Raw genomic sequence first — 20,209 nt, 5'->3', positions numbered from 1 at the left:
CACCGCAGCGCGCATGCGGAGCGTAACGGAGCGTAAGGCACATAGGGGAGGTAAGGGGCGTCCCGGCGCACGCTGCTGTCACACTGATCGCCGGCGCGCACTTGTCACCGTGCGGGATCCGGGTACCGGGCCCCCATGGGCAACATCCTTGTGGGCACGTGTTCGTGGACCGATCCGGCGCTGGTCCGCAGCGGCTGGTACCCGCGCGGACGGCGGGACGCCGCGGGGCGGCTGCGGTACTACGCCGAGCGCTTCCCGGTCGTGGAGGTGGACTCGACGTATTACGCGCTGCCCGGCGAGCGCAACAGCCGGCTGTGGGCCGAGCGGACACCGGACCGCTTCACGTTCGACGTGAAGGCGTTCTCGATGCTCACCGGGCACCCCACGCGCCCCGCCGCGCTCCCCGCCGACCTCCGCGACGAGCTGCGCGACGGCCCCCGGGACGCGGCCGCCCTGGACAAGGTGTGGGCACGGTTCACCGCGGGGATCGCGCCGCTGCGCGACGCCGGGCGGCTCGGAAGCGTGCTGTTCCAGTTCCCGCCGTGGCTGCGGCCCGGCGAGCGCGCCGACGAACTGCTCGCGCGGACCGCGCGGCGCACGCGGGGCTGGCCGGTCGCGGTGGAGTTCCGCCACCCCGACTGGTGGCGCGAGGGCAACGCCGAGGCCACGCGCGCGCTCCTCGCCGCGCACGGCATGGCGGCGGTCGCCGTCGACATGAACCAGTCGGTGCCGTCCGCCGTGCCGCCGGTCGCACCGGTCACCGTGCCCGCGCTCTCCGTCGTACGGTTCCACGGCCGCAGCACCTCGTGGGGACGGGGCAGCAAGGAGGACCGCTTCCGGTACGCGTACGACGAGGACGAACTCCGCGCCTGGCTCCCCCGGCTGCACGCCCTCGCCGAACGGACCGAGGAGGTGCACGTCCTGTTCAACAACTGCTGTGCGGACGCGGCCGTGCGGGCCGCCGAGACGATGACGCGCCTGCTCGACCGCTCCGCGGCCCCGAGCGGTACGGAGCACCTCCCGTGATGGGATAAGATCAATATCGCCTCCTCAAGCCGGACTTCCGGTCGGGGGACAGGCGTTGGTCGTCCAAGGAAAGACGCCCCGCTTCCTGCGGGGAAATGCAGGTGCAAGGCCTGCCCAGCGCTCCATGAGAAGCCCTGGACTCCGCATGTGGGAGTCCGGGGCTTCTGTCGTCTCCGGGCACGAAACCGCGCAGGCAGGGCAACAGAGCAAGAGAACGCCTGGCGGCATCCGCCGTCGACATGCAAGAAAGAGCAGCCCTATGGACAGTTCACCGTCCGCCGTCCACGGAACGCCGGCCCTGGCACCGCACGGACGCAAGGGGGGCTCCGGCTCCGACGCCCGGTCCACGTGGGCCCTGCGGCGCACCGCCCTGCGCCGCACCCCCGTGTCGATGTGGGACGACGACGTGTCGGACTGGGCGGCGGCACTGACGTACTACGCGATCCTCGCCCTGCTCCCCGCGCTGCTCGTCACCGTCAGCCTCATCAGTCTCGTCAGCCCCGCCACGACCCAGGCGCTCATCGCCGAGGTGACGGACTGGGCCCCCGCCGAATCGGGCCGCTCCCTGCACCGGGCGCTCAGCGACATGGCGGACGCGCGCTCCGCCGCGCTCACCGTGGTGATCGCCGGCGCCGTCAGCGCGGTGTGGTCCGCGTCGAGTTACGCGGCCGTGTTCCGGCGCGCGCTGCACGCGATGCACGGGGTCGAGGACTGCCGTCCCGTGTGGCGGAAGGGCCACCGCGTGGTGATGACCGCGCTCACGCTGCTCGCCCTGCTCGTCGCCAGCGCGCTGCTCATCGTGCTCAGCGGTTCGGTCGCCGAGAGCGTGGGGCACCGCATCGGCCTCGGCGACGCGGGCCAGACCGCCTGGACCGTCCTGAAGTGGCCCGCGCTGGTCTGCCTGGTGGCGCTGCTTGTCCTCGTCCTCTTCCGCAACGCGCCGCCCGAGGCCCGCGGCTGGCGCCACATCCTGCCCGGCGGACTGCTGTCCGCGCTGCTCTGGCTGCTCTCATCGGGCCTGTTCACGCTGTACGCCACGGTGTTCGGGACCTACGGCAAGCTGTACGGCTCCCTCGCCGGCATCGTCGTCTTCCTGGTGTGGCTGTGGGTGTCCAATCTGGCGCTGCTGGCGGGGGCGCAGTTCACGGTCGAGGTGGAGAAGGCCCGCGCGGCGACATCGGCCTAGGCGCCGGTAGCACATCCGATGAGGCATCACATCGTGTTCTCCGGGTACCGGATGAACGGTTGATGCCACCAGAGGGACTGCCACAACAGGGACTCGGGGACTCACGCATGGACACATCCTTGGAAGCGCTTCTCGACCGGGTGCGGCAGCGGGGAAGTTACGCCGACCGCCAGCAGGCAGCGGGCGCCGTCGAGAACGTCCTGGTCGTCCTGGGCGCACACCTGGTGGGGGACGACCGCACCGATCTCGCCCGGCTGCTGCCCGAGGGGTGCGGGGCCCTGCTCACCGACGCGGAACCCGCCGCCGAGCCCTTGTCGGCCGCGGAGTTCGTCGACGCGGTGGCCGCTCGGACGGCCGAGGACACGGCGGGAGCGCGCCGCGCCGTCACCTCGGTGCTCGGCACGCTCGCGGACGTGGCGGACGACGCGCTGCTGCGCCGCATCCTCACGCAGCTCCCGCCCGGGAACGCGGGACTGTTCGGCCGCACCGAACCGGTTTGACGCACCCGAGGGACCAGGAGGCGCTGATGGCACGGACAGGACGTCACGAGGAGGACCGTCGTGCGGCGCCCATGTCGCCGCTGGCCCGCGTGGTGACCATGCTGGTGGCCTTCGCCTTCATGGTCGGCTTCGCCGTGGTGCTCGCCCGTCTGACGCTGGAGCCGTCCGCGAGCTCGGAGGCGCTGACCCACAGCAACTTCACCCCGGGCGACTCCATCGACACGTATCTCGCGCAGCCCGCCTTCCGCGACACCGTCAAGCAGCTGGGCGGGAACATCCTGCTGGGCGTGCCGTTCGGGGTGCTGCTGCCGGTGGTGCTCCCCCGCACGCGCGGGTTCGTGCGGGTCGGGATCGCCACGGCGGTGACGATGGTGCTCGTCGAGCTGGCGCAGGGCGCGTTCGTGACGGGCCGCACCTTCGACATCGACGACGTCATCCTCAACACGGCGGGTGCGCTGCTCGGTTACGTCGTGCTGGGGCGGCGCCTTGGCCGGGCCATCCACCCGCGCCGACGGCACTGGTGGCACCGCTTCACGCGGCGGAACGCGGTCGACGCCTGAAAGAGCGTTCTGCCCCGGCGGGGTCGTGTGGTTCGGCGTGCACGTCGAACCAGTAGGAGGATCCATTCGTGATCGGTTCGCTGCCTGGTCCGGCTGCGGTGCCGGACCAGGCAGCGGGTGCGGGTGAGGAGGTCTTCCGCTCGTCAGTCGTGCGTGCTCGCGGGCGGCGCGAGGAAGCCGATGTCCTGGAAGCGGCGCAGATAGAGATCGATCATGTCGGCGTCCACGGGCGGGCAGGTGATGCCGGTGCCGTGCAGGGCGGCATCGGCGTGTGCGCGGTCCAGGTCGGGGAAGGTGCCGGAGAAGTAGAGCTGTTTGACGGTGTGCCCCGTTCCGTGGGCCTGATCGGTGAACATGGGCATGTAGGGCGCCATGGGGTGGTCCGGCTGCCGGGCCGTCAGGTCGGCGATGCGGGCGACCCAGGAGTCGTAGGTGTGGTCGGTGACGGGGTAGCCCAGGGCCCGCAAGCGGTCGGCCAGCAGCGGCAGGCGGGCCGGGTGCGGGTTGGTGAGGTGGTAGGTGCGCCCGTCGGGCTGCTCGTGGGTGAGGATGTGCACGACGGCTTGGGCGGTGTAGTCGACCGGCACGAAGTCCAGCGGTAGCGGGATGTCCGGAGCGATGCCGGTTTCGGCGATGGTGCGGAACAGGGCGCACATCATCGTGTCGGTGTTCCACACGCCGCGCTTCTGCGTTCCGGTGATCTCGTAGGGACGGTGGATGGCGGTCGGCAGACCGCGTTCAGCGGCCTGGACGACCAGGCGTTCGGCGACCCACTTGGTCTCCGGGTAGCCCAGGGAGATCAGTTCGGGGTGAGCGGGCGGGGTGTTCTCGTCGGCGTGGTGGTTGCCCGCGGCCCCGTGGCCGGCCCATACGGCCACGGTGGAGATGTAGTGGACGGGCTTGAGGCGTTCGGTGGCGGCCAGTTCGAGGACCGTGCGGGTGCCGCCCACGTTGGCCGGTGCGAGTGCGGTGTAGGGGTAGGCGAAGTTGACCTGGGACCCCGCGTGCACGATCAGGTCAGTGGTGCGGGCGAGATCGTCCCACTCGGCGTCGGACAGGCCGAATCGGGGTGCGTCCAGGTTGCCGGGGACCGCCACGATGCGGCTCTCGCAGCAGGAGGGGTCAAGGCCGTAGTGGCGCATGCGCGCGGCGATCCGCGCGTGCGCGGCGCCGCGGTTCTCCGCCCGGGTCAGGCAGCGGATCCGGGGCACCCCGGCGGCGGTCAGCTTGTCGATCAGGTGGACACCGAAGAATCCGGTGGCGCCGGTCAGGAGCACGGTGTGCGGGGCGGTGGGCGCACCGGCCGCGGGGGCGTCGAAGCGCAGCCGGTCCTCGAGCCGCGCCTCGGCGGTGAAGTCGACCTGGTCCCCGCCCTCGCGCTCCTGGTCGCCGCCCTTGTGCAGCGCCTCGGCGCGGGCGGCGAAGTCGGCCAGGGAGGGGTGCTCCAGCAAGTGCCGTAGCAGGAGCCGGCTCGTGCCCGGGGGCAGGTCGAGGCGCTCCCGCAGGACAGAGGCGACCTGCGTGGCTTGCAGCGAGGTGCCGCCCAGCGCGAAGAAGTCGTCGGCGCGGTCGACGTGGCCCAGGCCGAACAGGTCCTTCCACACCTCGGCCACGGCCTTTTCGGTCGGGCCGTGCGGCGGGGCACCGTCCTGCTCGGCCCGGCCGTCCTTGCGTATCACCAGTTCCATGAACCGTTCACGGTCGATCTTGCCGCTCGTCTTGAGGGGGATCTCCTCGACGGTGGTCAGCTGCGCGGGAACCATGTAGTGCGGCAGCCGGTCCCGGGCGTGCGCGGTCAGCCGTGCGGCCAGGTCCTTCACACGGACGCCGGGGGCGGGCACAGCCGCGGCGGCCAGACGTTGCCCGGCACCCTCCCCCAAAAGGTCCACGGCTGCCTCGCGTACCTCGGGATGGCCGGTCAGAGCGATCTCGACCTCGTCGAGCTCCACCCGGTAGCCACGGATCTTGACCTGCCGGTCACGGCGGCCCCGGTACTCCAGCACGCCGTCCCGCCGCCAGCGCGCCACGTCGCCGGTGCGGTAGAGCCGCGCGTTCGGATCGGGGCCGAACCGGTCGGGTACGAACACCTCGGCGGTCCGCTGCGGGTCACCCAGATAGCCGCAGGCGACGCCGTCGCCGCCGACCCACAACTCACCGTCCTCGCACGGCTCGGCCAGTCGGCCGTCCTCTCGGACGACGTAGGCGGTGGCGTTGGCGATGGGGCGCCCTATCGGCACGCTCTCGGCATGTGCGGCGAGGTCCCCGATGTGGTGGGTGACGGCCAGTGAGGATGCCTCGGTCGGCCCGTATCCGTTGATCAGCAGGCCGGGGCGGCCGTGCCGGAGCACGGCGCGCACCGCGGACGGGCTGAGCGCGTCACCCCCAGCGATCAGCGCACGCAGCGTGGCGAACATGTCCGGCCTGTCCTCGGCGTGCTGGTGGAACAGCCCTGCACTGAGCCACAGCACGCTGATCCGCCGTGTCCGCAGGGTCTCTTCCAGAGCCTCCGTGGACAGCAGGACCTCGGGGTCCGGCAGCACCAGACAGCCGCCGTTCAGCAGCGGGCCGAACAGTTCCAGGCAGGAGATGTCGAAGGTCAGGGCGGTGGTCGCCAGCAGCCTGTCGTCGGGGCCCATTTGCAGGTAGTTGGTGTTCTTCACCAGCCGGACCGGGCCGCGGTGCGGGCAGACCACGCCCTTGGGAGTGCCCGTGGAGCCGGAGGTGTAGATCACGTAGGCCGGGTCGGTGGCACACCGGCCGACTCCCCAGCGTTCGTCGTGGGTCGGCGGGCGGTGTGCGGCCAGTTCTTCCGTGGTGACGTGGGTGCCGTGGCGTCCGACCGGGGGCGGCGGCTCGCCCGGTGCGGTGACGGTGTGGCGCACTCCGGCACCGGTCAGCACCGTCTCCAGCCGCTCCTCGGGGTCGTCCGGGTCCAGGGGCAGGTAGGCGCCGCCGGCCTCCAGGACGGCCAGCACCGCGACCACGGCCTCGGGGGAACGCCGCAGCAGGACGGCGACCGTGTCACCGTCCTGCATGCCGCGGGCGCGGAGGTGTGCGGCGGCGCGGCGGACGCGGGCGTAGAGCTCGCGGTAGCTGAGGTGGCCCCCGTCCCATTCCAGGGCCGGGCGGTCGGGAGAGCGGCGGGTCTGCTCGGCGAACAGACAGGCGACGGTCGCGTCGCGGGGGTAGTCGGTGGCGGTGTCGTTCCAGGTGCGGACGGTGTCGGGGATGCGGTAGGTGTCGTGGCGCATGGTGATGTCCCGGTGTCGCGGTTGGGCGGGGGGGGAGCTGTCAGCTGGTCAGGACGGCTTTGGTGCCGGGGCCGGGGCCGGGCTTGTGGCGCACGGCTCGGGCGACGTCGGCCAGGTCGAAGCACACGGCCTCCGGCGCGGGCAGCCGGCCCTCGGTGAGCTGCTCGGTGAGGCGGCGCACCAGTTGGCCGATGTCCGCCGCCGGCAGTCGGCCGAGGCGTTCGGGCAGCCAGAATCCGGTCATGGTGATGTTGCGGAAGACCAGTTGCCCGGGGTCCACGGCGACGGGCCGGCCGGCGAGCATCCCGTAGCTGACGAACTGGCCGTGGTCGCGCAGGGCCCGCAGCGCGAGGGTCGCGGTGTCTCCGCCGACCGCGTCGAGGGCGGCGGCGATGCCGTGGCCTTCGGCGTGAGCGGCCAGGTGTTGTGCGGCATCAGGGTCGTCCTGGCAGATGACGGCCTCGGCGCCGATGTCCTTCAGCGAGGAACGATGCCGCTCGTCCCGTACCAGGCACAGGCAGCGCAGGCCCCGTTGGTGTGCGAGGCACACCAGCATCCGGCCGACGGTGGAGGCCGCTGCGGTGAGCAGGACGAGGTCACCCCGGTCGCCGGCCAGGTCGTCGAGGAGGAGGTGCGCGGTGAGCGGGTTGATGGTGAGCTGGCAGGCGATCGTGTCGGGCAGGCCGGCGGGGACCGGGAAGACGTCGGCGGCGGACGTGGTGACGTACTCGGCCCATGTGCCCAGCGCGGAGACCGCCACCCTCGTCCCGGGGCTGAGGGTCGTCCCGGGGCCCGCGGCGTCGACCACGCCGACCCCTTCGAAGCCGACGGGTGAGGCGGCGGTGTCCGGGGCCGGGTGCAGACCGGCGCGGAAGGGGGCGGGCCGACCGTAACGTCCCCGCACGAGCAGCAGGTCGGCGGGGTTGACCGGGCTGGCATGCATCCGTACCCGCACCTGCCCGGCGCCGGGTTCGGGGACGGGCCGGTGGTGGAGCAGCAGCACGTCGGTGGGCTCTCCGTGGCGGGGGAAGACGATCTGTCGCATGACGGTCCTGTCATCCCACCGCGTCGCCGAAGGAGGAGTGGGCCAGCAGGTGGTCGCGGACTTCTTCGATGCGGTACGTGCCCTGGTGCAGCATGTTGTTGACCAGGACGTACGTCACGTCGCCCGCGTTCAGCGCCTGATGGAGGTGGTCGAGTGTGCCGCAGCCGCCCGAGGCGATGACCGGCAGGCCCGAGGCCGTGGCGATGGTGTGGAACAGCTCCAGGTCGAAGCCCCTTCCGGTGCCTTCACGGTCGATGCTGTTGGCCAGGACCGCGCCGACCTGAAGGTTCCCCAGTTGCCGGGCCACGTCGAGGGCGCTGGTTCCGGCGTCCTTCTCGCCGTCGTGGGTGAAAGCCCCCCACTGCCCGGGGCCGGTCCGGCGGCAGTTGATGACGCCCATCAGCCGCTCGGCGCCGAACTCCCTGACCGCCGCCTCGACGGTGCCGGGCTTCTCGATCAGGCTGGTGCTCACGGACAGGGCTTGCGCGCCGGCCTCCAGCAGACCACTGGCGTGCATCACTGACGGCAGGTCACCGTGCCCGACGGACACCAGTGGGCACACGCCCAGTTCCTTGATGTCGCGCAGAAGGGCGGGGAGGTAGTCGACGGCGGCGTCCCAGGGGTCGAAGACGTCCAGGAAGACCTTGCGGACGTGGCCGCGGGCGTAGGCGGCGACGATGGCCGCCACGTCGCCGGGGTCGTCGAGGCCGGCGATGCCGCTGGGCTCGGTGGCGCGGCCGGCCGAGACGTCCACGCACGGGATCACCAGATCGCCGACGTGGTCGTACTGGCTGTGGAATATGGGGTGGTTCATCGTGTCTCCGTTCAGGTACGGCCCAAGAGCGCGGTCAGGCGCGGGCTGTCGGGGGCCAGGCGACGGGCGAGCGCGACAGCGGAGCCCAAAACGCTGTCCAGGTCGTCGACGGGGGTGGTGAGGTGGCCGGCGAAGTACAGTCGGCCCTCGCCCTGCCGGTGGAGCAGTTCGTCCTGGGCGCTGAGCATCGACGGTGTGGGCAGCAGGGTGCGGAAAGCCGTCGAGGCCAGGAGCGAGCGGGGCGGCTCGTCGCGGTGGGTGAGCTGGCTGACGAACACGTCACCGCCGGGACTGTCGTGCCAGGTGGTGGTCTCCGCCCAGGCGCCGTGCAGCGACAGCGTCGTCGGCGCCCAGCGGCTGCGCTCGGCGGGCAGGTAGCACGGGTCGCTGTGCACGCCGTACACCAAATCGTTGTAGTCGTACGCGCCCAGGATCCGGTTCAGCGGGCCGGTGCCGCCGAGCGCGGCCACGGCGTAGCGGGCGGCCTCCGCGGGCAGAGCCAGTACGACGGCGTCCACCAGATGGCGGGCGCCGCGCGAGTCGACCATTTCGAGGCGGCCGTCGACCCGGCGGATCCGGCGCAGGGCCGCGGCGGGGACGATCCGCGCGGTCGGGCACCGGCGGGCCAACTCCCAGGCCAGCGTCTGCATGCCGCCACGCAGCCGGTAGGTACGGGCGTCCGCGTCCGGCCCGGGGTCGGCGTAGAGCGCCCCCACGGCGCGTGCCGACAGGCCCCGGGCATCGGCGCGGGTGCAGCCGAACACCGACGCCGGGAGGGCATAGATCGCCTGATCCTTGACGTGTCCGGGCAGGTCCCAGGGTTCTACCAGCTCCGCCAGCGGCACGGTCCACGGAATGTCCTGCCGCGCCCAGTCGGCGGCCTGCGAAGCCAGCAGTTCCTCCGCTTCTCTCGCTTCGTCACCGGTGGCGCAGGGCGTGATGGCGAGACCGTTGCCCGAGGGGCGTGCCCAGGGCGCGCCGCTGCGGACGGTGGTGCGTCCGGTGGACAGTTCTTCCCAGTGGCTGTCCAGGCCGAGGGCCCGCGCGAGTTCCCCGGTCACGGTGGACAGATGCAGGGGCACCTCCTGCACGCCCAGGTCACAGGCGGCGGGCTCTGCTGTGTGGGGGCTCGGCACGCTCGTCGAGCGGAGGTTGCCACCGATGCTCTCGCGGGCTTCGAGCACCAGCGTGTCGTGGGTTCCTTCCAGCAGCCAGGCGGTGGCCAGCCCGGCGGCTCCGGCTCCGGCGATGCCGATCCTCATGGGGTCGTCCCCGAGCGTCGCGTGGGCGTCATGCGCCCGGTGCCGGCGCGCTGTCGGCGGCGGCGCGCCAGAAGTGCCCGATGGATTCCTCGAGCAACCGCGCGCAGAAGACCGCGTCCTGGGGATCGTCGCCCCGGTCCAGGCCGTCCTGCACCACGTCCAGGGCGAGCCGGATCAGTTCGTCGGAGGCCTCGTCGTCGTAGTACTCGAGCAGTTCCCTCGGCACCTCCAGCGGTGATTCCTGAGCGCGTTCGATCACCTCGGCGCAGCCGGAGAAGTACACCTGCATGTCGGCGTAGGAGGCCAGGGCGAAAGCGGCCTGAGAGGCCTGGGACGCCAGCCAGCTCAAGGTGCCGTTGAACGCGTAGGCGGCGTGCCCGGCGGGCCATCGGGCGGTGTGCACGTCCATCTCCATGCCGAGGGCACGCGCGCACTCCCGCAGTTTGGGCTGGGCGTCATACACCAGCCGGGCGAGTCGGATGAGCAGGTCCGCCGCCGGGCGACGGGGGAACCGTGCGAGCAGGTTGCCGTACGCCGCGAGCTCGGCGGTGTGGCAGTGCGCCTCGATCCCCACGAGGCGCCGCAGCGACTCCTCCGTCAGCCGCCCCGTCGCGGCCCTCTCCAGCAGCGCGTTGCCTACCGGTTCCTTCTCGCGCCGCTCCAGGAGCTGTGCGGCCAGTTCGGCGGCGGTGACGCCTGCGGTGGCAGAATTGATCATGACCTGTTCTTCTCCTCGGTCTTCCAGAAGGCCGGTTGTGCACTTCTCGTGCGGTTCTTCAGGGGAAACGGCGTTCGTGTGCAACAGGGCAGAGGTCCGCCATACACATATCCGGTACTTACCGAAAGGCCCGGGCGTCCTCCGCCGATTCATCGAAAGCCTGATGACCGGGTAACCGTAAGCCCCTTTTCAAACCGGACTCGCCGGGAGCTGTCTTTAACTATTCGCCACGGACGCCGCATCGGAAACAATCACACTCACCCCCCTCCGACGTCAGCACCGGATCCACATTCGAGGGAGGAAAGGGAGGGAATTCCAGTCAGCGGCGGAGTGATATATCGACTGCACGGCTCCCGCGCGCCGACGCCCCACGCGCCCCGGAAGGGCGCATATGCCGTTAGGCATTTTCCGTTGTAATGGCGCCCGTTCGCGCGTCGGGTGCGCACGCACCACCAGTGCGAGGGACGGGATCAGCGGTTCCCAAGAGACACGCGCCCAATGGCCGAGTTTCATGGGTGTACATTCCATTTTACGTGGAAGGCACTCCGGCCCCACTGGACAATCGCCGGTGATTTTGCAGAGGATGCGAAATAGGAGGGGGCACCGGCTCCCCACGGGACGGCCTGATGACCGGATGACCGGAAACCGGAGATGACGATATGTCCGGCAGCGGCCATACGGCCGAAGGCTCATTGATCGCCGCTTGCGGTGCATATTGCGGCGCCGTCTGGCCGGAGCAGCGCGCACCCTTTTCGTCGCGACGCTCAGCCACGTGTTCCTGCGGCTGCCGTCATACGGCGGTACTCAAGACGGCGGGCCCCTACGAACTCGCGGGCTCGGGGCATCGCTACTCCGCCTCCCCTGGCGTCATCGACGCCCTCCGGCCGCCCGTGGGACACGCACACCGCATCGCTTCACCGTGCCTCAGCCCACAGCGTTCACCCAACCAGGAAAGGCCCCCCTATGCGCATCGCCGTCATCGGAGCCGGAACCGCCGGACTGACTGCGGCCTGGCTCCTCGCCCGCGACCACGACATCACCCTCTACGAGGCAGGCCCAGCGCCGGGCGGCGCGGTCCGCACCCATCTGCTGGACATGGACGGGGAACCGTGCCGCTGGACCTCGGCGCCCAGCACCTGTCCCCGTCCGACTTCACCGCCCACCGAGCCCTGCGCCGTCTGACGGGCCTTCACCAGGACGACGAGGTGAGTGTGCCGCTCACCATGACCGTCACTGCCGCCGACAGTGCCACTCCTCTCCTGGTCACCCCGGACGACGCCCACGACGAAGCGCGCGGGCGCACCCCGGTGACCGGCCAGGCCTGGGCGCAGGTCGGGGCATTCCTGGCTGCCGCCGCGCAGCCATCGGGCACCGGCGCACACGACGGCTCCGGTCACCCGCCCGCCGTCGCCCCCGCTCCCGACGCCACCGTCACCGAGGTGGCGCGCGCGGCCGCGGTCTCGGCGGAGATCCTCGACCGGGTCCTGCTGCCCTGGCTGGCTTCGTACTGTGGCTGCAGGCTGACGGACGCAGCGGCGATGCCGGCCCGGTACGCGGCCGCCTGGGCGCTGCGGACCCCGCCCACCCGGCCCGGCGACGCGGCACTGTGGACCAACCTCTCCACGAGCCTGCACGCCCTGACCGCGAATCTGGCGAAATCTCTCGGCGGCCGACTGCGCTTGTCCGCCCGGGGTCAGCGCGTCCGGCCCCGGCGGCGCGGCGCCACTGACCGTGCACACCGCCGAAGGAACCCCGCACCGCTTCGACCGGGTGATCGTCGCCACCCCGGCCTGGGCGGCTGCCCGAATCCTGACCGCGGACGCCGTCCTCGCCGAACGGGCGGTCCTGCTGGACCGCCTGCCCTACGAACCGGTGACCGTCGCCCTGCACCGCGACCCTGCGCTGATGCCGGCGCAGCGCCGCCACTGGTCGGCCGTGAACATCGACGCGCACGACGACCGCGGGGAGATGACGTACTGGTTCGGGGCGGCCGGCGGACCCGACCTCTTCAAGAGCTGGATCACCCACCGTCAGGAGCCCGCCGACACGCTGCGCGTTGAACGCTTCCGGCACCTGGTGCTCACCGCCGACGCGGTGAGCACCAGGCGCAAGCTGCAGGAGCTGCAGCTCAGCCCCCATCTACAACTGGCCGGCAGTTACCTGTACGACATCGACAGCCAGGAGTCGGCAGTCCGTTCGGCGCTGCGCGCGGCAGAGGCAATCGACGCGTCCGCGGCCCGGACCGCCCGGCTGCGCGCCGCTCTTGAGTCGCAGGCCCCCTCATGACCTCCACCGCACGGCCGGAGGCGGACTCGGCGCGTCCGGCCCGGCGGGTGGCCGCAGCCCGCCACACGCTGCGCGGCGCGCTGACCGACGAGGCCCGTCAACTGCGTGCCCAAGGACGCCGGATCATCGACCTGGGGCTGGGCGATCCGGCGGCGCACGGAATACCGGCGCCGTCGGCCGTGCTGGTCGCGCTGCGGGAGCAGCTCGAAGACCTGCGCGGCTACAGCCACGAGGCCGGAAACCTGACGGCCCGGACCGCCGTTTCCGAGCACTTCCGCACTCGCCTGGGACTTCCGGGAATCCAGCCGGGCGACGTGTGGCTGGGCAATGGCGTCTCGGAACTGGCCCTGCTGACCCTCCAGGCCCTGCTCGACCCCGGTGACGAGGTCCTCGTGCCCGACCCTGGATATCCGATGTGGCCCGCGTACATCGGTCTCTGCGGTGGCACAGCGGTTCCCTACCCGTGCCCCGAGGCGGAGCACTGGCGTCCGGATCTCGACGCCCTGTCACGTCTGGCCGGTCCGCGCACGCGCGCCCTGGTAGTCATCAACCCGGTCAACCCCACGGGGGCCGTCTGGCCGCCGCAGGTTCTCGAGGGGCTGGCGGCGGTGGCCCGCGCGCACGGCTTGGTGCTGTTCTCCGACGAAATCTACGACCGGCTGCGGTACCTCCCCGGCCCGCACGTGCCGCTCGCCGCCCTGGCACCGGATCTTTTGTGCCTCACCTTCGGCGGGCTGTCGAAGTTCGCCCGCCTGCCAGGCCTGCGCGCCGGATGGATGGTCGCGAGCCGCCCATCCGGCGCCGGGCGTGGCTATCTCGAGGCGCTCACCTCGCTGGCCGCGTTGCGTTTGAGCCCCAATGCCGCGGGCCAGCACGCCGTCCCGCCCGCCCTGTCCGCCTCCGCCGTGCGTGACACCGCCGCGCTGACCGTGCCGGGCGGTGCACTGTACGAGGCGCGAGCGGCGGCCCGCACCGCGATGTTCCGCCAGCCAGGCCTGCACTGCGCAGCACAGGACGGAGCTTTCTACGCCTTCCCCCGTCTGGACCTCCCGGAGGCGATCACTGCCGACCAGTTCGCCCGACGCCTGCTGCGAGAGAAGTCCGTACTGGTCGCTCCCGGCGGGCAGTTCGGCGCCGACGGCACCCACCACAAGCATCTGCGGCTGACGACCCTGGCCTCCCCCGCCGAGATGACCGCGGCCGTCCAGCGCATCGGTGATCTCCTGTCCGAGGTGCGGGCTGAGCACACCGGTGGAGCGGGGCGGTCGGCCCGTGGGGATCAGGTGTGACCGTCCGCTGCGACGATCCTCGTCCGGGTTGCCCGGTATGAACGGGTCTCCACCATCGCCCTGACGGTCGGCGCCGTCGGAATGGTCGGCGGCATGGGTCCTCGGCGCGTGCATTGACACCAAGTCCGCAAGCGGCCCGTACGCCCTACTCGGCGAGACGGCCCATGCCCAGGCAGTGCAGTGTGGCCGCGGAGCGGGGGCAGGCGCCTCGTACGGCGAGGGTGCCTCCCACCGCCCTGAGGGCCCGCAGCGTACCGAAGAAGACGCCGGCGCCTTCTCGCGCGAGGTAGGTGACCTCGGAGAGGTCCACGATCAGATGGCGGCAGCCGTCCTGGACCAGATCGCGCAGCTGCGCCGCGAGCGAGTCGGCCTCGCGGGCCGTGATCTCGCCGCGCAGGCTCACCCGGACCACACAGCCGGTGACGAGCACCCGCGCGATGCCCGCGCGGCGCAGCCTGCGGGCCGTGCCCGGGCTGGGCAGCCACGGCCTCTTGTGAACGTGTTCAGGAAGGGGAACGGAATCAGAAGCTTGCACGGGACAGACCTTCCGGCGGTACGCCGCCTGTCGGCCGAGACGGGCCGAAAGGTACTTCTTCATACTTCTTCCATACGTCTATACCACGCGACCCAGAGATTCCGCCAGAGGTCTACTCCACTGCTTCCGCGTCCCCCGCGCCCAGCACGGCGAGCTCCGCGCGGATCGCGCCCCGCATCAGGTCACGCGCGCGGTCGATGCGCAGCCCGCCGCTGAGCCAGCGCATGCTGAGCCCCTCCAAGTGGGCGGTGAGGCGCTCGGCGGCCTCCGCGAGGGCGGGCGCCGGAGCCGTCGGCCGGACCGCGCCGAGGAGCGCGGACACCTCCTGCACCCACACCAGGGTCGCCCTGGCGAGGTCCTCCCGGAGCGCCTCCTCGAAGACGGCGCTCGCCCGCAACTCGCCCCAGGCGGCGCTGTTCTCCCTGACCTCCGGGGTGTCCTGCAACTCCAGGAGCAGGGTCTCCGTCAGCTCCGCGCGCGGATCCGGCGGGGCGGCGCCCTCGTCACGGGCGGTCGTGTAGCGCTCGGCGCGGTCGCTGATGAACTCGAGCGTGTGGCGCAGGATCCCGGTGCGGTCCTTGAAGTGGTAGTAGATCAGGCCGGTCGAGACGCCCGCCTCTGCGGCGAGCTCCTCGACGCGCAGGCCGCGGACTCCGCGGCGGGCGATCAGCCGTGCGGCCGCTTCGAGGATCTGGGTGGTGCGGGGCGCCATGGACCAGCACCCTACCGACCCCCGTCCCGCCGGGGGCCGCCACCCCGCGCCGCCTCTTTGACTGAATTTTCAGTCCGTGTCAGAGTCGAGGACGGACAGACCAGCTGTGCGGAGCCTTCTGCGCCTTTCCGCGCCTTCCTGCGCTTTCCTGCGATTTCCTGCGCTTTCGAGACCGGAGTTCCCCGTGTCCCCTCCCCCGCCCGCCCGACGCTCCGTCCTGCGCACGCTCGCCGGTATCGGTGCCGCGACCACCGCGGCCCTCGGCACCTCGGCATGCGAGAAGGGCAAGGCGGCGCGGGCCCCGCGCATGGGCGCCGAGTGGGAGAGCCACGCCCGGACCTTCATGTCATGGCCCGCGCTGGACTCCGTGTGGGGTGAGGACCTCCCCCACGTGCGCGAGGACATCGCCCGGATCGCGCGGGCGGTCGCCGAGTACGAGTACGTCGTGATGCTGGCCCGTCCCGGCCAGCGCGCGGCCGCCCAGAAAGCGTGCGGGCGCGACGTGGAGGTCGTTCCGCTGGCGGTCGACGACCTGTGGGCGCGCGACACGGTGCCGGTGTTCGTGGAGGAGGCGGGCGGGGTCACCGGAGTCGACCTCAACTTCAACGGGTGGGGCGACAAACAGGTCCATACCCATGACGCCCGGGTGGGCCGCGCCCTGCTGTCCGAGTACCGCATCCCGCGCCGGAAGGCGCCCCTGGTCGCCGAGGGCGGGTCTTTGGAGACGGACGGCGAGGGCACGCTCCTCGTCACCGAGAGCTCGGTCGTCAACGACAACCGCAACCCCGGGAAGAGCCGGGACGAGATCGAGGCCGGACTCGAAAGAGCCCTGGGCATCGAGAAGGTCGTGTGGCTCGCCGGGGTGCGCGATCAGGACATCACCGACGCGCACGTCGACAGCCTCGTACGGTTCACCGAGCCGGGTGTCGTACTGCTCGACCGGGCGCACCCGGACACACCCGCCGACGTCTGGTCACGCGCCGCCGACCGGGCCAGGGACGTACTGAGCAGGGCGGAGGACGCGAAGGGGCGCCCCTTCGAGATCGTCGACCTGCCGCAGCCCGACCTGTCGAGGATCACGGGCGAGGGCGACGACTTCGTGTCGACGTACACGAACTTCTACGTCGCCAACGGCTCCGTGTTCATGCCCGAGTTCGGGGACCGGAAGGCCGACAGCCGGGCGCGGAGCATCCTGCGGGAGCACTTTCCCGGACGCGATGTCGTCCCGGTCCGGATCGACACCATCGCGTCCGGCGGCGGTGGCATCCACTGCTCCACGCACGACCAGCCGGGCAGACCGGCCGACTGAGCGCGTCAGTCGGTCGAGGGCGTCAGTCGGTCGAGGTGAGTTCGCCGCTGAGCCTCTCGTACCTCTCGGCACTCGGCCGGTTGAGGCCGATGATCTCGACGGTCTTGCCGCGCTGTTCGTACTTGGTGGTGATGGCGTCGAGCGCGGCGACCGTGGAGGCGTCCCAGATGTGCGCGGCCGAGAGGTCGATGACGACCCGGTCCGGGTCCTCGGCGTAGTCGAACTGTGTGACGAGGTCGTTCGACGAGGCGAAGAACAGCTCGCCGGTCACGGAGTGCACCACGCTGCCGCCGTCGGGGGCGGTGACGGAGGTGACGGCAGTGAAGTGGGCGACGCGCTGGGCGAAGATGACCATCGCGGTGATCGTGCCGACGACGACGCCGATGGCGAGGTTGTGCGTGGCGACCACGCAGACCACGGTGACGACCATGACGACGATCTCGCCGGCGGGCATCCGCTTCAGCGTCCGCGGGGCGATGGAGTGCCAGTCGAAGGTCGCGAAGCACACCATCACCATCACGGCGACCAGCGCGGCCATCGGGATGTCGGAGACCACGGGTCCGAAGACGACGCACAGCACCAGCAGGAACGCACCCGCGAGGAACGTGGAGAGGCGGGTACGGGCCCCCGACACCCGTACGTTGATCATCGTCTGGCCGATCATGGCGCAGCCGCCCATGCCGCCGAAGAACCCGGTGACGATGTTGGCGATGCCCTGGCCGACGGACTCGCGGGTCTTGGAGGAGTGTGTGTCGGTGATCTCGTCGACGAGCTTGGCCGTCATCAGGGACTCCATCAGGCCGACCAGCGCCATGGCGAGCGCGTAGGGGGCGATGGTGGTCAGGGTGGCCCAGGTGAACGGCACGTCGGGCAGGCCCGGCACCGGCAGGGACGAGGGCAGCTCGCCCTTGTCGCCGACGGTGGGCACCGCGATGCCGGCGGCGACCGTGATGGTGGTCAGGACGACGATGGAGACCAGCGGCGCCGGGACCACCTTGGTGATCTTCGGGAAGAACACCAAGAGCGCGAGCCCGCCGACGATGAGCGGGTAGACCGCCCACGGCACGTCGTGCATCTCCGGCACCTGTGCCATGAAGACCAGGATGGCGAGGGCGTTGACGAAGCCGACCATCACGCTGCGCGGTACGAACCGCATCAGCTTGGCGACGCCGAGCACACCGAGGACGATCTGGAAGACACCGGCCAGGACGACGGCGGCCACCAGGTGGCCGAAGCCGTGCTCGCGGTTGAGCGGGGCGATCACCAGGGCGACGGCGCCGGTCGCCGCGGAGATCATCGCGCGGCGGCCGCCGACGACTGAGATGGTGACGGCCATGGTGAACGACGCGAACAGGCCGATCGCGGGGTCGACCCCGGCGATGATCGAGAACGAGATCGCCTCGGGGATCAGGGCGAGGCCGACGACGAGACCGGCGAGGATCTCGGTGCGCCAGACCTTCGGGTCGGACAGCCAGTCGGGGCGCAGACCGCGCAGCCGGGCGGCGCGGGAGGGTGCGGGCGATGCGGGCGTGGGCAAGAAGGGCTACCTGAGGAGTGTGGGAGAGGACCGCCCACTCTATAGCGGGACCATGACAGCCGGCCGACTCCCCGCCGCCTCCCTGCCGCCTCCCCGTCACCTTCCCCGCCGCCTAGCGGCGGCTGCGTACCAGCAGATACAGGAAGTACGGCGTGCCGATCACCGCGGTCATCAGTCCCGCGCCGAGCTGTGCCGGTGCGATCACCGTCCGCCCCACCAGGTCGGCGACGCACACCAGGATGGCGCCGAGGAGCACGGCGACCGGGACCACGCGCACGTGCTGCCTCCCGACGAGCGCGCGGGCCGCGTGCGGGGCGACGAGCCCGACGAAGCCGATGGTGCCTGCGGCGGCCACGGCGGTGGCGCTCAGGAGCACGCTGAGGACGAGGAAGCCGAAGCGGCCGCGGCTCAGGTTCAGGCCGAGCAGCCGGGGGGTGTCCTCGTCGAGGGAGACGAGGTCGAGTTCGGTGCGTCGTACGACCGCGACGGTCAGGCCCGCGGCGAGGACGAGGGCGAGGGGCACCACGTCGGGCAGGGTCCGGCCGTAGGTGGAGCCACCGAGCCAGGTGAGCGCCTTCGTCGCGTTGAACGGGTCGGTGAGGATGATGAGCATGCTGATGACGGCCGTCGCGCCGGTGGCCACGCCGAATCCGACGAGGACGAGCCGGTTCTGCCCGAACCCGCCCTTCGCCGCGAGGCCGAAGACGAGGACGGCGCTGACCGCGGCGCCCGCGAACGCGCCGCCCGCGATGGTCCACGACCCGGCGGCGGGCACCGTCGTCACGAGCAGCACGGCGCCGAGCGCGGCGCCGTTCGTGACGCCGAGGACGCCCGGCTCGGCGAGGGGGTTGCGCGTGACGGCCTGCACGAGGGTACCGGCGAGCGCGAGCGCCGCTCCCGCACAGAGCGCGGCGAGGACGCGCGGCACCCGGGTGTCCAGGACGAAGGAGACGGTCTGGCCCGCCCTGCCCTGCGCCCAGTTGACGACGTCGCCCATCAGCAGCTTGCTGTCGCCGATGAGGACCGCGGCGACGACCAGGCCGGCGAGGGCCGCCACGAGGACGGCGGTCGTGCCGATGAAGACGCCGCGGCTGCGGATGCGCAGCCGGTCGGGCTGGGCGGCGCCCGCCGTGTCCCGTACCCGTGCGGCCATGACGACCAGGAAGAGGGCGCCGAGCAGGCTGGTGACGACGCCCGTCGGCACGGCGACCGACACGTCGGACGGCACGACGGCGCGGAGCAGCACGTCGGAGCCGAGGACGAGGGCCGCGCCGGTGAGCCCCGCGACCGGGAGACTCGCGCGGGAGCGGGTGAACGCGCGGAGCTTGCGGGCGAGGGGGCGTACGAGGGCGGGGGCGCACAGGCCGACGAAGCCGATGGGGCCCGCGAGGGTGACGGCGGAGGTGGAGAGGAGCGCGGCGAGCACGACCGCGGTGAGGCGGGTGGAGCGGACGGGTACGCCCACGCCGCGCGCGGCGTCGTCGCCGAGCGCCAGGGCGTCGACCTTGCGGGCGAGCAGCAGCAGCCCGACGAGGCCGACGGCGGCGACGGGTGCCATCTGCAGCACGCCGTCGAAGCCGTTCTGCGCCACGCTGCCCTGGTTCCACTTGTAGAGGCCCTCGGTCTCCTGCGGGAACAGCTGGAGCATGCCCTCGGTGACGGCGGTGAGGCCGAGGGTGAGGGCGCTGCCCGCGAGGACGAGCCGGACCGTGCCCGCGCCGAGGCCGGAGAGTCCGAGGACGACGGCCGCGGCCAGGAGCCCGCCGGCGAACGCGATGCCGGAGGAGGCGAGGAAGGGCAGGGAGACGCCGGTGGCGGCGGCGAGGCCGAGCGCCGCGTAGGAACCGGCGTTGACGGCGAGGGTGTCGGGCGAGGCGAGGACGTTGCGGCTGACGGCCTGGAGGGCGGCGCCGGCCATGCCGAGCACGGAGCCGACGAGGAGCGCGGCGGTCATGCGGGGCAGCCGGGAGGCGATGACGACGGAGCTGTCGGTCGTGTCGCCCCGGCCGGTGAGGGCCTTCCACACCTCGGGCGCTCCGACGGCGGCGGTGCCCTGGGTGATGTCGACGACGGCGAGCGCGGCGACGAGGAGGAGCAGTGCGGCCGTCACCGCGACCGCGCCCGACCGGGACGCGGCTGCCGACGGACGGGTGGCGGAGGCGGTTGCGGTGACGGCCAT

General features: G+C 71.8%; 18 protein-coding genes. 8 read left to right on the top strand and 10 right to left on the bottom strand.

Going from position 1 to position 20,209, the window contains the following annotated elements:
• The first annotated feature begins 135 nt into the window (after positions 1 to 135).
• From AC07DO_RS17245 to AC07DO_RS17230, 4 genes are all read left to right on the top strand, one after another.
• On the top strand, positions 136 to 1,026 hold the full coding sequence (locus AC07DO_RS17245; protein ID WP_479060460.1) for a DUF72 domain-containing protein: 891 nt from the start codon (positions 136 to 138) through the stop codon (positions 1,024 to 1,026).
• 259 nt (positions 1,027 to 1,285) lie between these two features.
• Positions 1,286 to 2,212: a YihY/virulence factor BrkB family protein gene (locus AC07DO_RS17240; protein WP_479060458.1), complete on the top strand. Its 927-nt coding sequence runs from the start codon at positions 1,286 to 1,288 to the stop codon at positions 2,210 to 2,212.
• Positions 2,213 to 2,319: 107 nt separating this feature from the next.
• Entirely contained in the window at positions 2,320 to 2,712 is a 393-nt protein-coding gene (locus AC07DO_RS17235; RefSeq protein WP_479060456.1) for a DUF2267 domain-containing protein, read from the top strand.
• A gap of 26 nt (positions 2,713 to 2,738) precedes the next feature.
• Positions 2,739 to 3,272, top strand: a complete 534-nt coding sequence (locus AC07DO_RS17230; RefSeq protein WP_479060454.1) for a VanZ family protein — start codon at positions 2,739 to 2,741, stop codon at positions 3,270 to 3,272.
• A gap of 143 nt (positions 3,273 to 3,415) precedes the next feature.
• Here AC07DO_RS17230 and AC07DO_RS17225 read toward each other — a convergent pair whose 3' ends face one another.
• Genes AC07DO_RS17225 through AC07DO_RS17205 form a run of 5 tightly spaced genes read right to left on the bottom strand, consistent with a single transcriptional unit; the run spans position 3,416 to position 10,362 of the window.
• On the bottom strand, positions 3,416 to 6,523 hold the full coding sequence (locus tag AC07DO_RS17225; protein WP_479060453.1) for an amino acid adenylation domain-containing protein: 3,108 nt from the start codon (positions 6,521 to 6,523) through the stop codon (positions 3,416 to 3,418).
• A 40-nt stretch (positions 6,524 to 6,563) separates the two neighbouring features.
• Positions 6,564 to 7,568, bottom strand: coding sequence for a zinc-dependent alcohol dehydrogenase family protein (locus tag AC07DO_RS17220; protein ID WP_479060451.1), 1,005 nt, complete (start codon positions 7,566 to 7,568; stop codon positions 6,564 to 6,566).
• 10 nt (positions 7,569 to 7,578) lie between these two features.
• Positions 7,579 to 8,382, bottom strand: a complete 804-nt coding sequence (locus AC07DO_RS17215) for a HisA/HisF-related TIM barrel protein (RefSeq protein ID WP_479060449.1) — start codon at positions 8,380 to 8,382, stop codon at positions 7,579 to 7,581.
• Between the two features lie 11 nt (positions 8,383 to 8,393).
• Complete coding sequence (locus AC07DO_RS17210) at positions 8,394 to 9,644, bottom strand: FAD-dependent oxidoreductase (protein ID WP_479060447.1); 1,251 nt, start codon at positions 9,642 to 9,644, stop codon at positions 8,394 to 8,396.
• Between the two features lie 28 nt (positions 9,645 to 9,672).
• Positions 9,673 to 10,362, bottom strand: coding sequence for a hypothetical protein (locus tag AC07DO_RS17205; RefSeq protein ID WP_479060445.1), 690 nt, complete (start codon positions 10,360 to 10,362; stop codon positions 9,673 to 9,675).
• A gap of 963 nt (positions 10,363 to 11,325) precedes the next feature.
• Here AC07DO_RS17205 and AC07DO_RS17200 point away from each other — a divergent pair.
• The gene (locus AC07DO_RS17200) at positions 11,326 to 11,544 is read left to right on the top strand and encodes an FAD-dependent oxidoreductase (protein ID WP_479060444.1); all 219 of its coding nucleotides are present in this window, start codon (positions 11,326 to 11,328) and stop codon (positions 11,542 to 11,544) included.
• Positions 11,545 to 11,755: 211 nt separating this feature from the next.
• Here the strand turns inward: AC07DO_RS17200 and AC07DO_RS17195 are convergent, their stop codons facing one another.
• Entirely contained in the window at positions 11,756 to 11,986 is a 231-nt protein-coding gene (locus tag AC07DO_RS17195) for a hypothetical protein (RefSeq protein WP_479060442.1), read from the bottom strand.
• Positions 11,987 to 12,093: 107 nt separating this feature from the next.
• Here AC07DO_RS17195 and AC07DO_RS17190 point away from each other — a divergent pair, with 107 nt between their 5' ends.
• Both AC07DO_RS17190 and AC07DO_RS17185 read left to right on the top strand, forming a co-directional pair.
• Complete coding sequence (locus AC07DO_RS17190; protein ID WP_479060441.1) at positions 12,094 to 12,648, top strand: NAD(P)/FAD-dependent oxidoreductase; 555 nt, start codon at positions 12,094 to 12,096, stop codon at positions 12,646 to 12,648.
• Positions 12,645 to 13,937 (top strand): aminotransferase class I/II-fold pyridoxal phosphate-dependent enzyme, encoded by a 1,293-nt coding sequence (locus AC07DO_RS17185; protein ID WP_479060439.1) that lies wholly within the window; start codon positions 12,645 to 12,647, stop codon positions 13,935 to 13,937. Before AC07DO_RS17190 ends, AC07DO_RS17185 begins: the two co-directional genes overlap by 4 nt.
• A gap of 145 nt (positions 13,938 to 14,082) precedes the next feature.
• Here AC07DO_RS17185 and AC07DO_RS17180 read toward each other — a convergent pair whose 3' ends face one another.
• Both AC07DO_RS17180 and AC07DO_RS17175 read right to left on the bottom strand, forming a co-directional pair.
• A complete protein-coding gene (locus tag AC07DO_RS17180; protein ID WP_479060437.1) occupies positions 14,083 to 14,472 on the bottom strand; it encodes an STAS domain-containing protein in 390 nt (129 codons plus the stop codon).
• A gap of 112 nt (positions 14,473 to 14,584) precedes the next feature.
• Positions 14,585 to 15,184: a TetR/AcrR family transcriptional regulator gene (locus AC07DO_RS17175; RefSeq protein ID WP_479060436.1), complete on the bottom strand. Its 600-nt coding sequence runs from the start codon at positions 15,182 to 15,184 to the stop codon at positions 14,585 to 14,587.
• 184 nt (positions 15,185 to 15,368) lie between these two features.
• Here AC07DO_RS17175 and AC07DO_RS17170 point away from each other — a divergent pair, with 184 nt between their 5' ends.
• The gene (locus tag AC07DO_RS17170) at positions 15,369 to 16,493 is read left to right on the top strand and encodes an agmatine deiminase family protein (protein ID WP_479060434.1); all 1,125 of its coding nucleotides are present in this window, start codon (positions 15,369 to 15,371) and stop codon (positions 16,491 to 16,493) included.
• Between the two features lie 22 nt (positions 16,494 to 16,515).
• On the opposite strand, the gene AC07DO_RS17165 is transcribed toward AC07DO_RS17170, so the two are convergent.
• Together AC07DO_RS17165 and AC07DO_RS17160 are read right to left on the bottom strand one after the other, a co-directional pair.
• On the bottom strand, positions 16,516 to 18,030 hold the full coding sequence (locus AC07DO_RS17165; protein ID WP_479060432.1) for a SulP family inorganic anion transporter: 1,515 nt from the start codon (positions 18,028 to 18,030) through the stop codon (positions 16,516 to 16,518).
• Between the two features lie 112 nt (positions 18,031 to 18,142).
• Entirely contained in the window at positions 18,143 to 20,209 is a 2,067-nt protein-coding gene (locus AC07DO_RS17160) for an iron ABC transporter permease (protein WP_479060430.1), read from the bottom strand.

Source organism: Streptomyces sp. NPDC045678 (genome assembly GCF_056432085.1).
This window is presented reverse-complemented; position numbering and strand designations above follow the sequence as displayed.

Excerpts from the sequence above, each read along its gene's own strand:
- AC07DO_RS17200 (WP_479060444.1), top strand. The coding sequence starts at position 11,326 with ATGCGCATCGCCGTCATCGGAGCCGGAACCGCCGGACTGACTGCGGCC.
- AC07DO_RS17225 (WP_479060453.1), bottom strand. The coding sequence starts at position 6,523 with ATGCGCCACGACACCTACCGCATCCCCGACACCGTCCGCACCTGGAAC.
- AC07DO_RS17215 (WP_479060449.1), bottom strand. The coding sequence starts at position 8,382 with ATGAACCACCCCATATTCCACAGCCAGTACGACCACGTCGGCGATCTG.
- AC07DO_RS17160 (WP_479060430.1), bottom strand. The coding sequence starts at position 20,209 with ATGGCCGTCACCGCAACCGCCTCCGCCACCCGTCCGTCGGCAGCCGCG.
- AC07DO_RS17185 (WP_479060439.1), top strand. The coding sequence starts at position 12,645 with ATGACCTCCACCGCACGGCCGGAGGCGGACTCGGCGCGTCCGGCCCGG.
- AC07DO_RS17205 (WP_479060445.1), bottom strand. The coding sequence starts at position 10,362 with ATGATCAATTCTGCCACCGCAGGCGTCACCGCCGCCGAACTGGCCGCA.
- AC07DO_RS17235 (WP_479060456.1), top strand. The coding sequence starts at position 2,320 with ATGGACACATCCTTGGAAGCGCTTCTCGACCGGGTGCGGCAGCGGGGA.
- AC07DO_RS17245 (WP_479060460.1), top strand. The coding sequence starts at position 136 with ATGGGCAACATCCTTGTGGGCACGTGTTCGTGGACCGATCCGGCGCTG.
- AC07DO_RS17240 (WP_479060458.1), top strand. The coding sequence starts at position 1,286 with ATGGACAGTTCACCGTCCGCCGTCCACGGAACGCCGGCCCTGGCACCG.
- AC07DO_RS17230 (WP_479060454.1), top strand. The coding sequence starts at position 2,739 with ATGGCACGGACAGGACGTCACGAGGAGGACCGTCGTGCGGCGCCCATG.
- AC07DO_RS17175 (WP_479060436.1), bottom strand. The coding sequence starts at position 15,184 with ATGGCGCCCCGCACCACCCAGATCCTCGAAGCGGCCGCACGGCTGATC.
- AC07DO_RS17210 (WP_479060447.1), bottom strand. The coding sequence starts at position 9,644 with ATGAGGATCGGCATCGCCGGAGCCGGAGCCGCCGGGCTGGCCACCGCC.
- AC07DO_RS17220 (WP_479060451.1), bottom strand. The coding sequence starts at position 7,568 with ATGCGACAGATCGTCTTCCCCCGCCACGGAGAGCCCACCGACGTGCTG.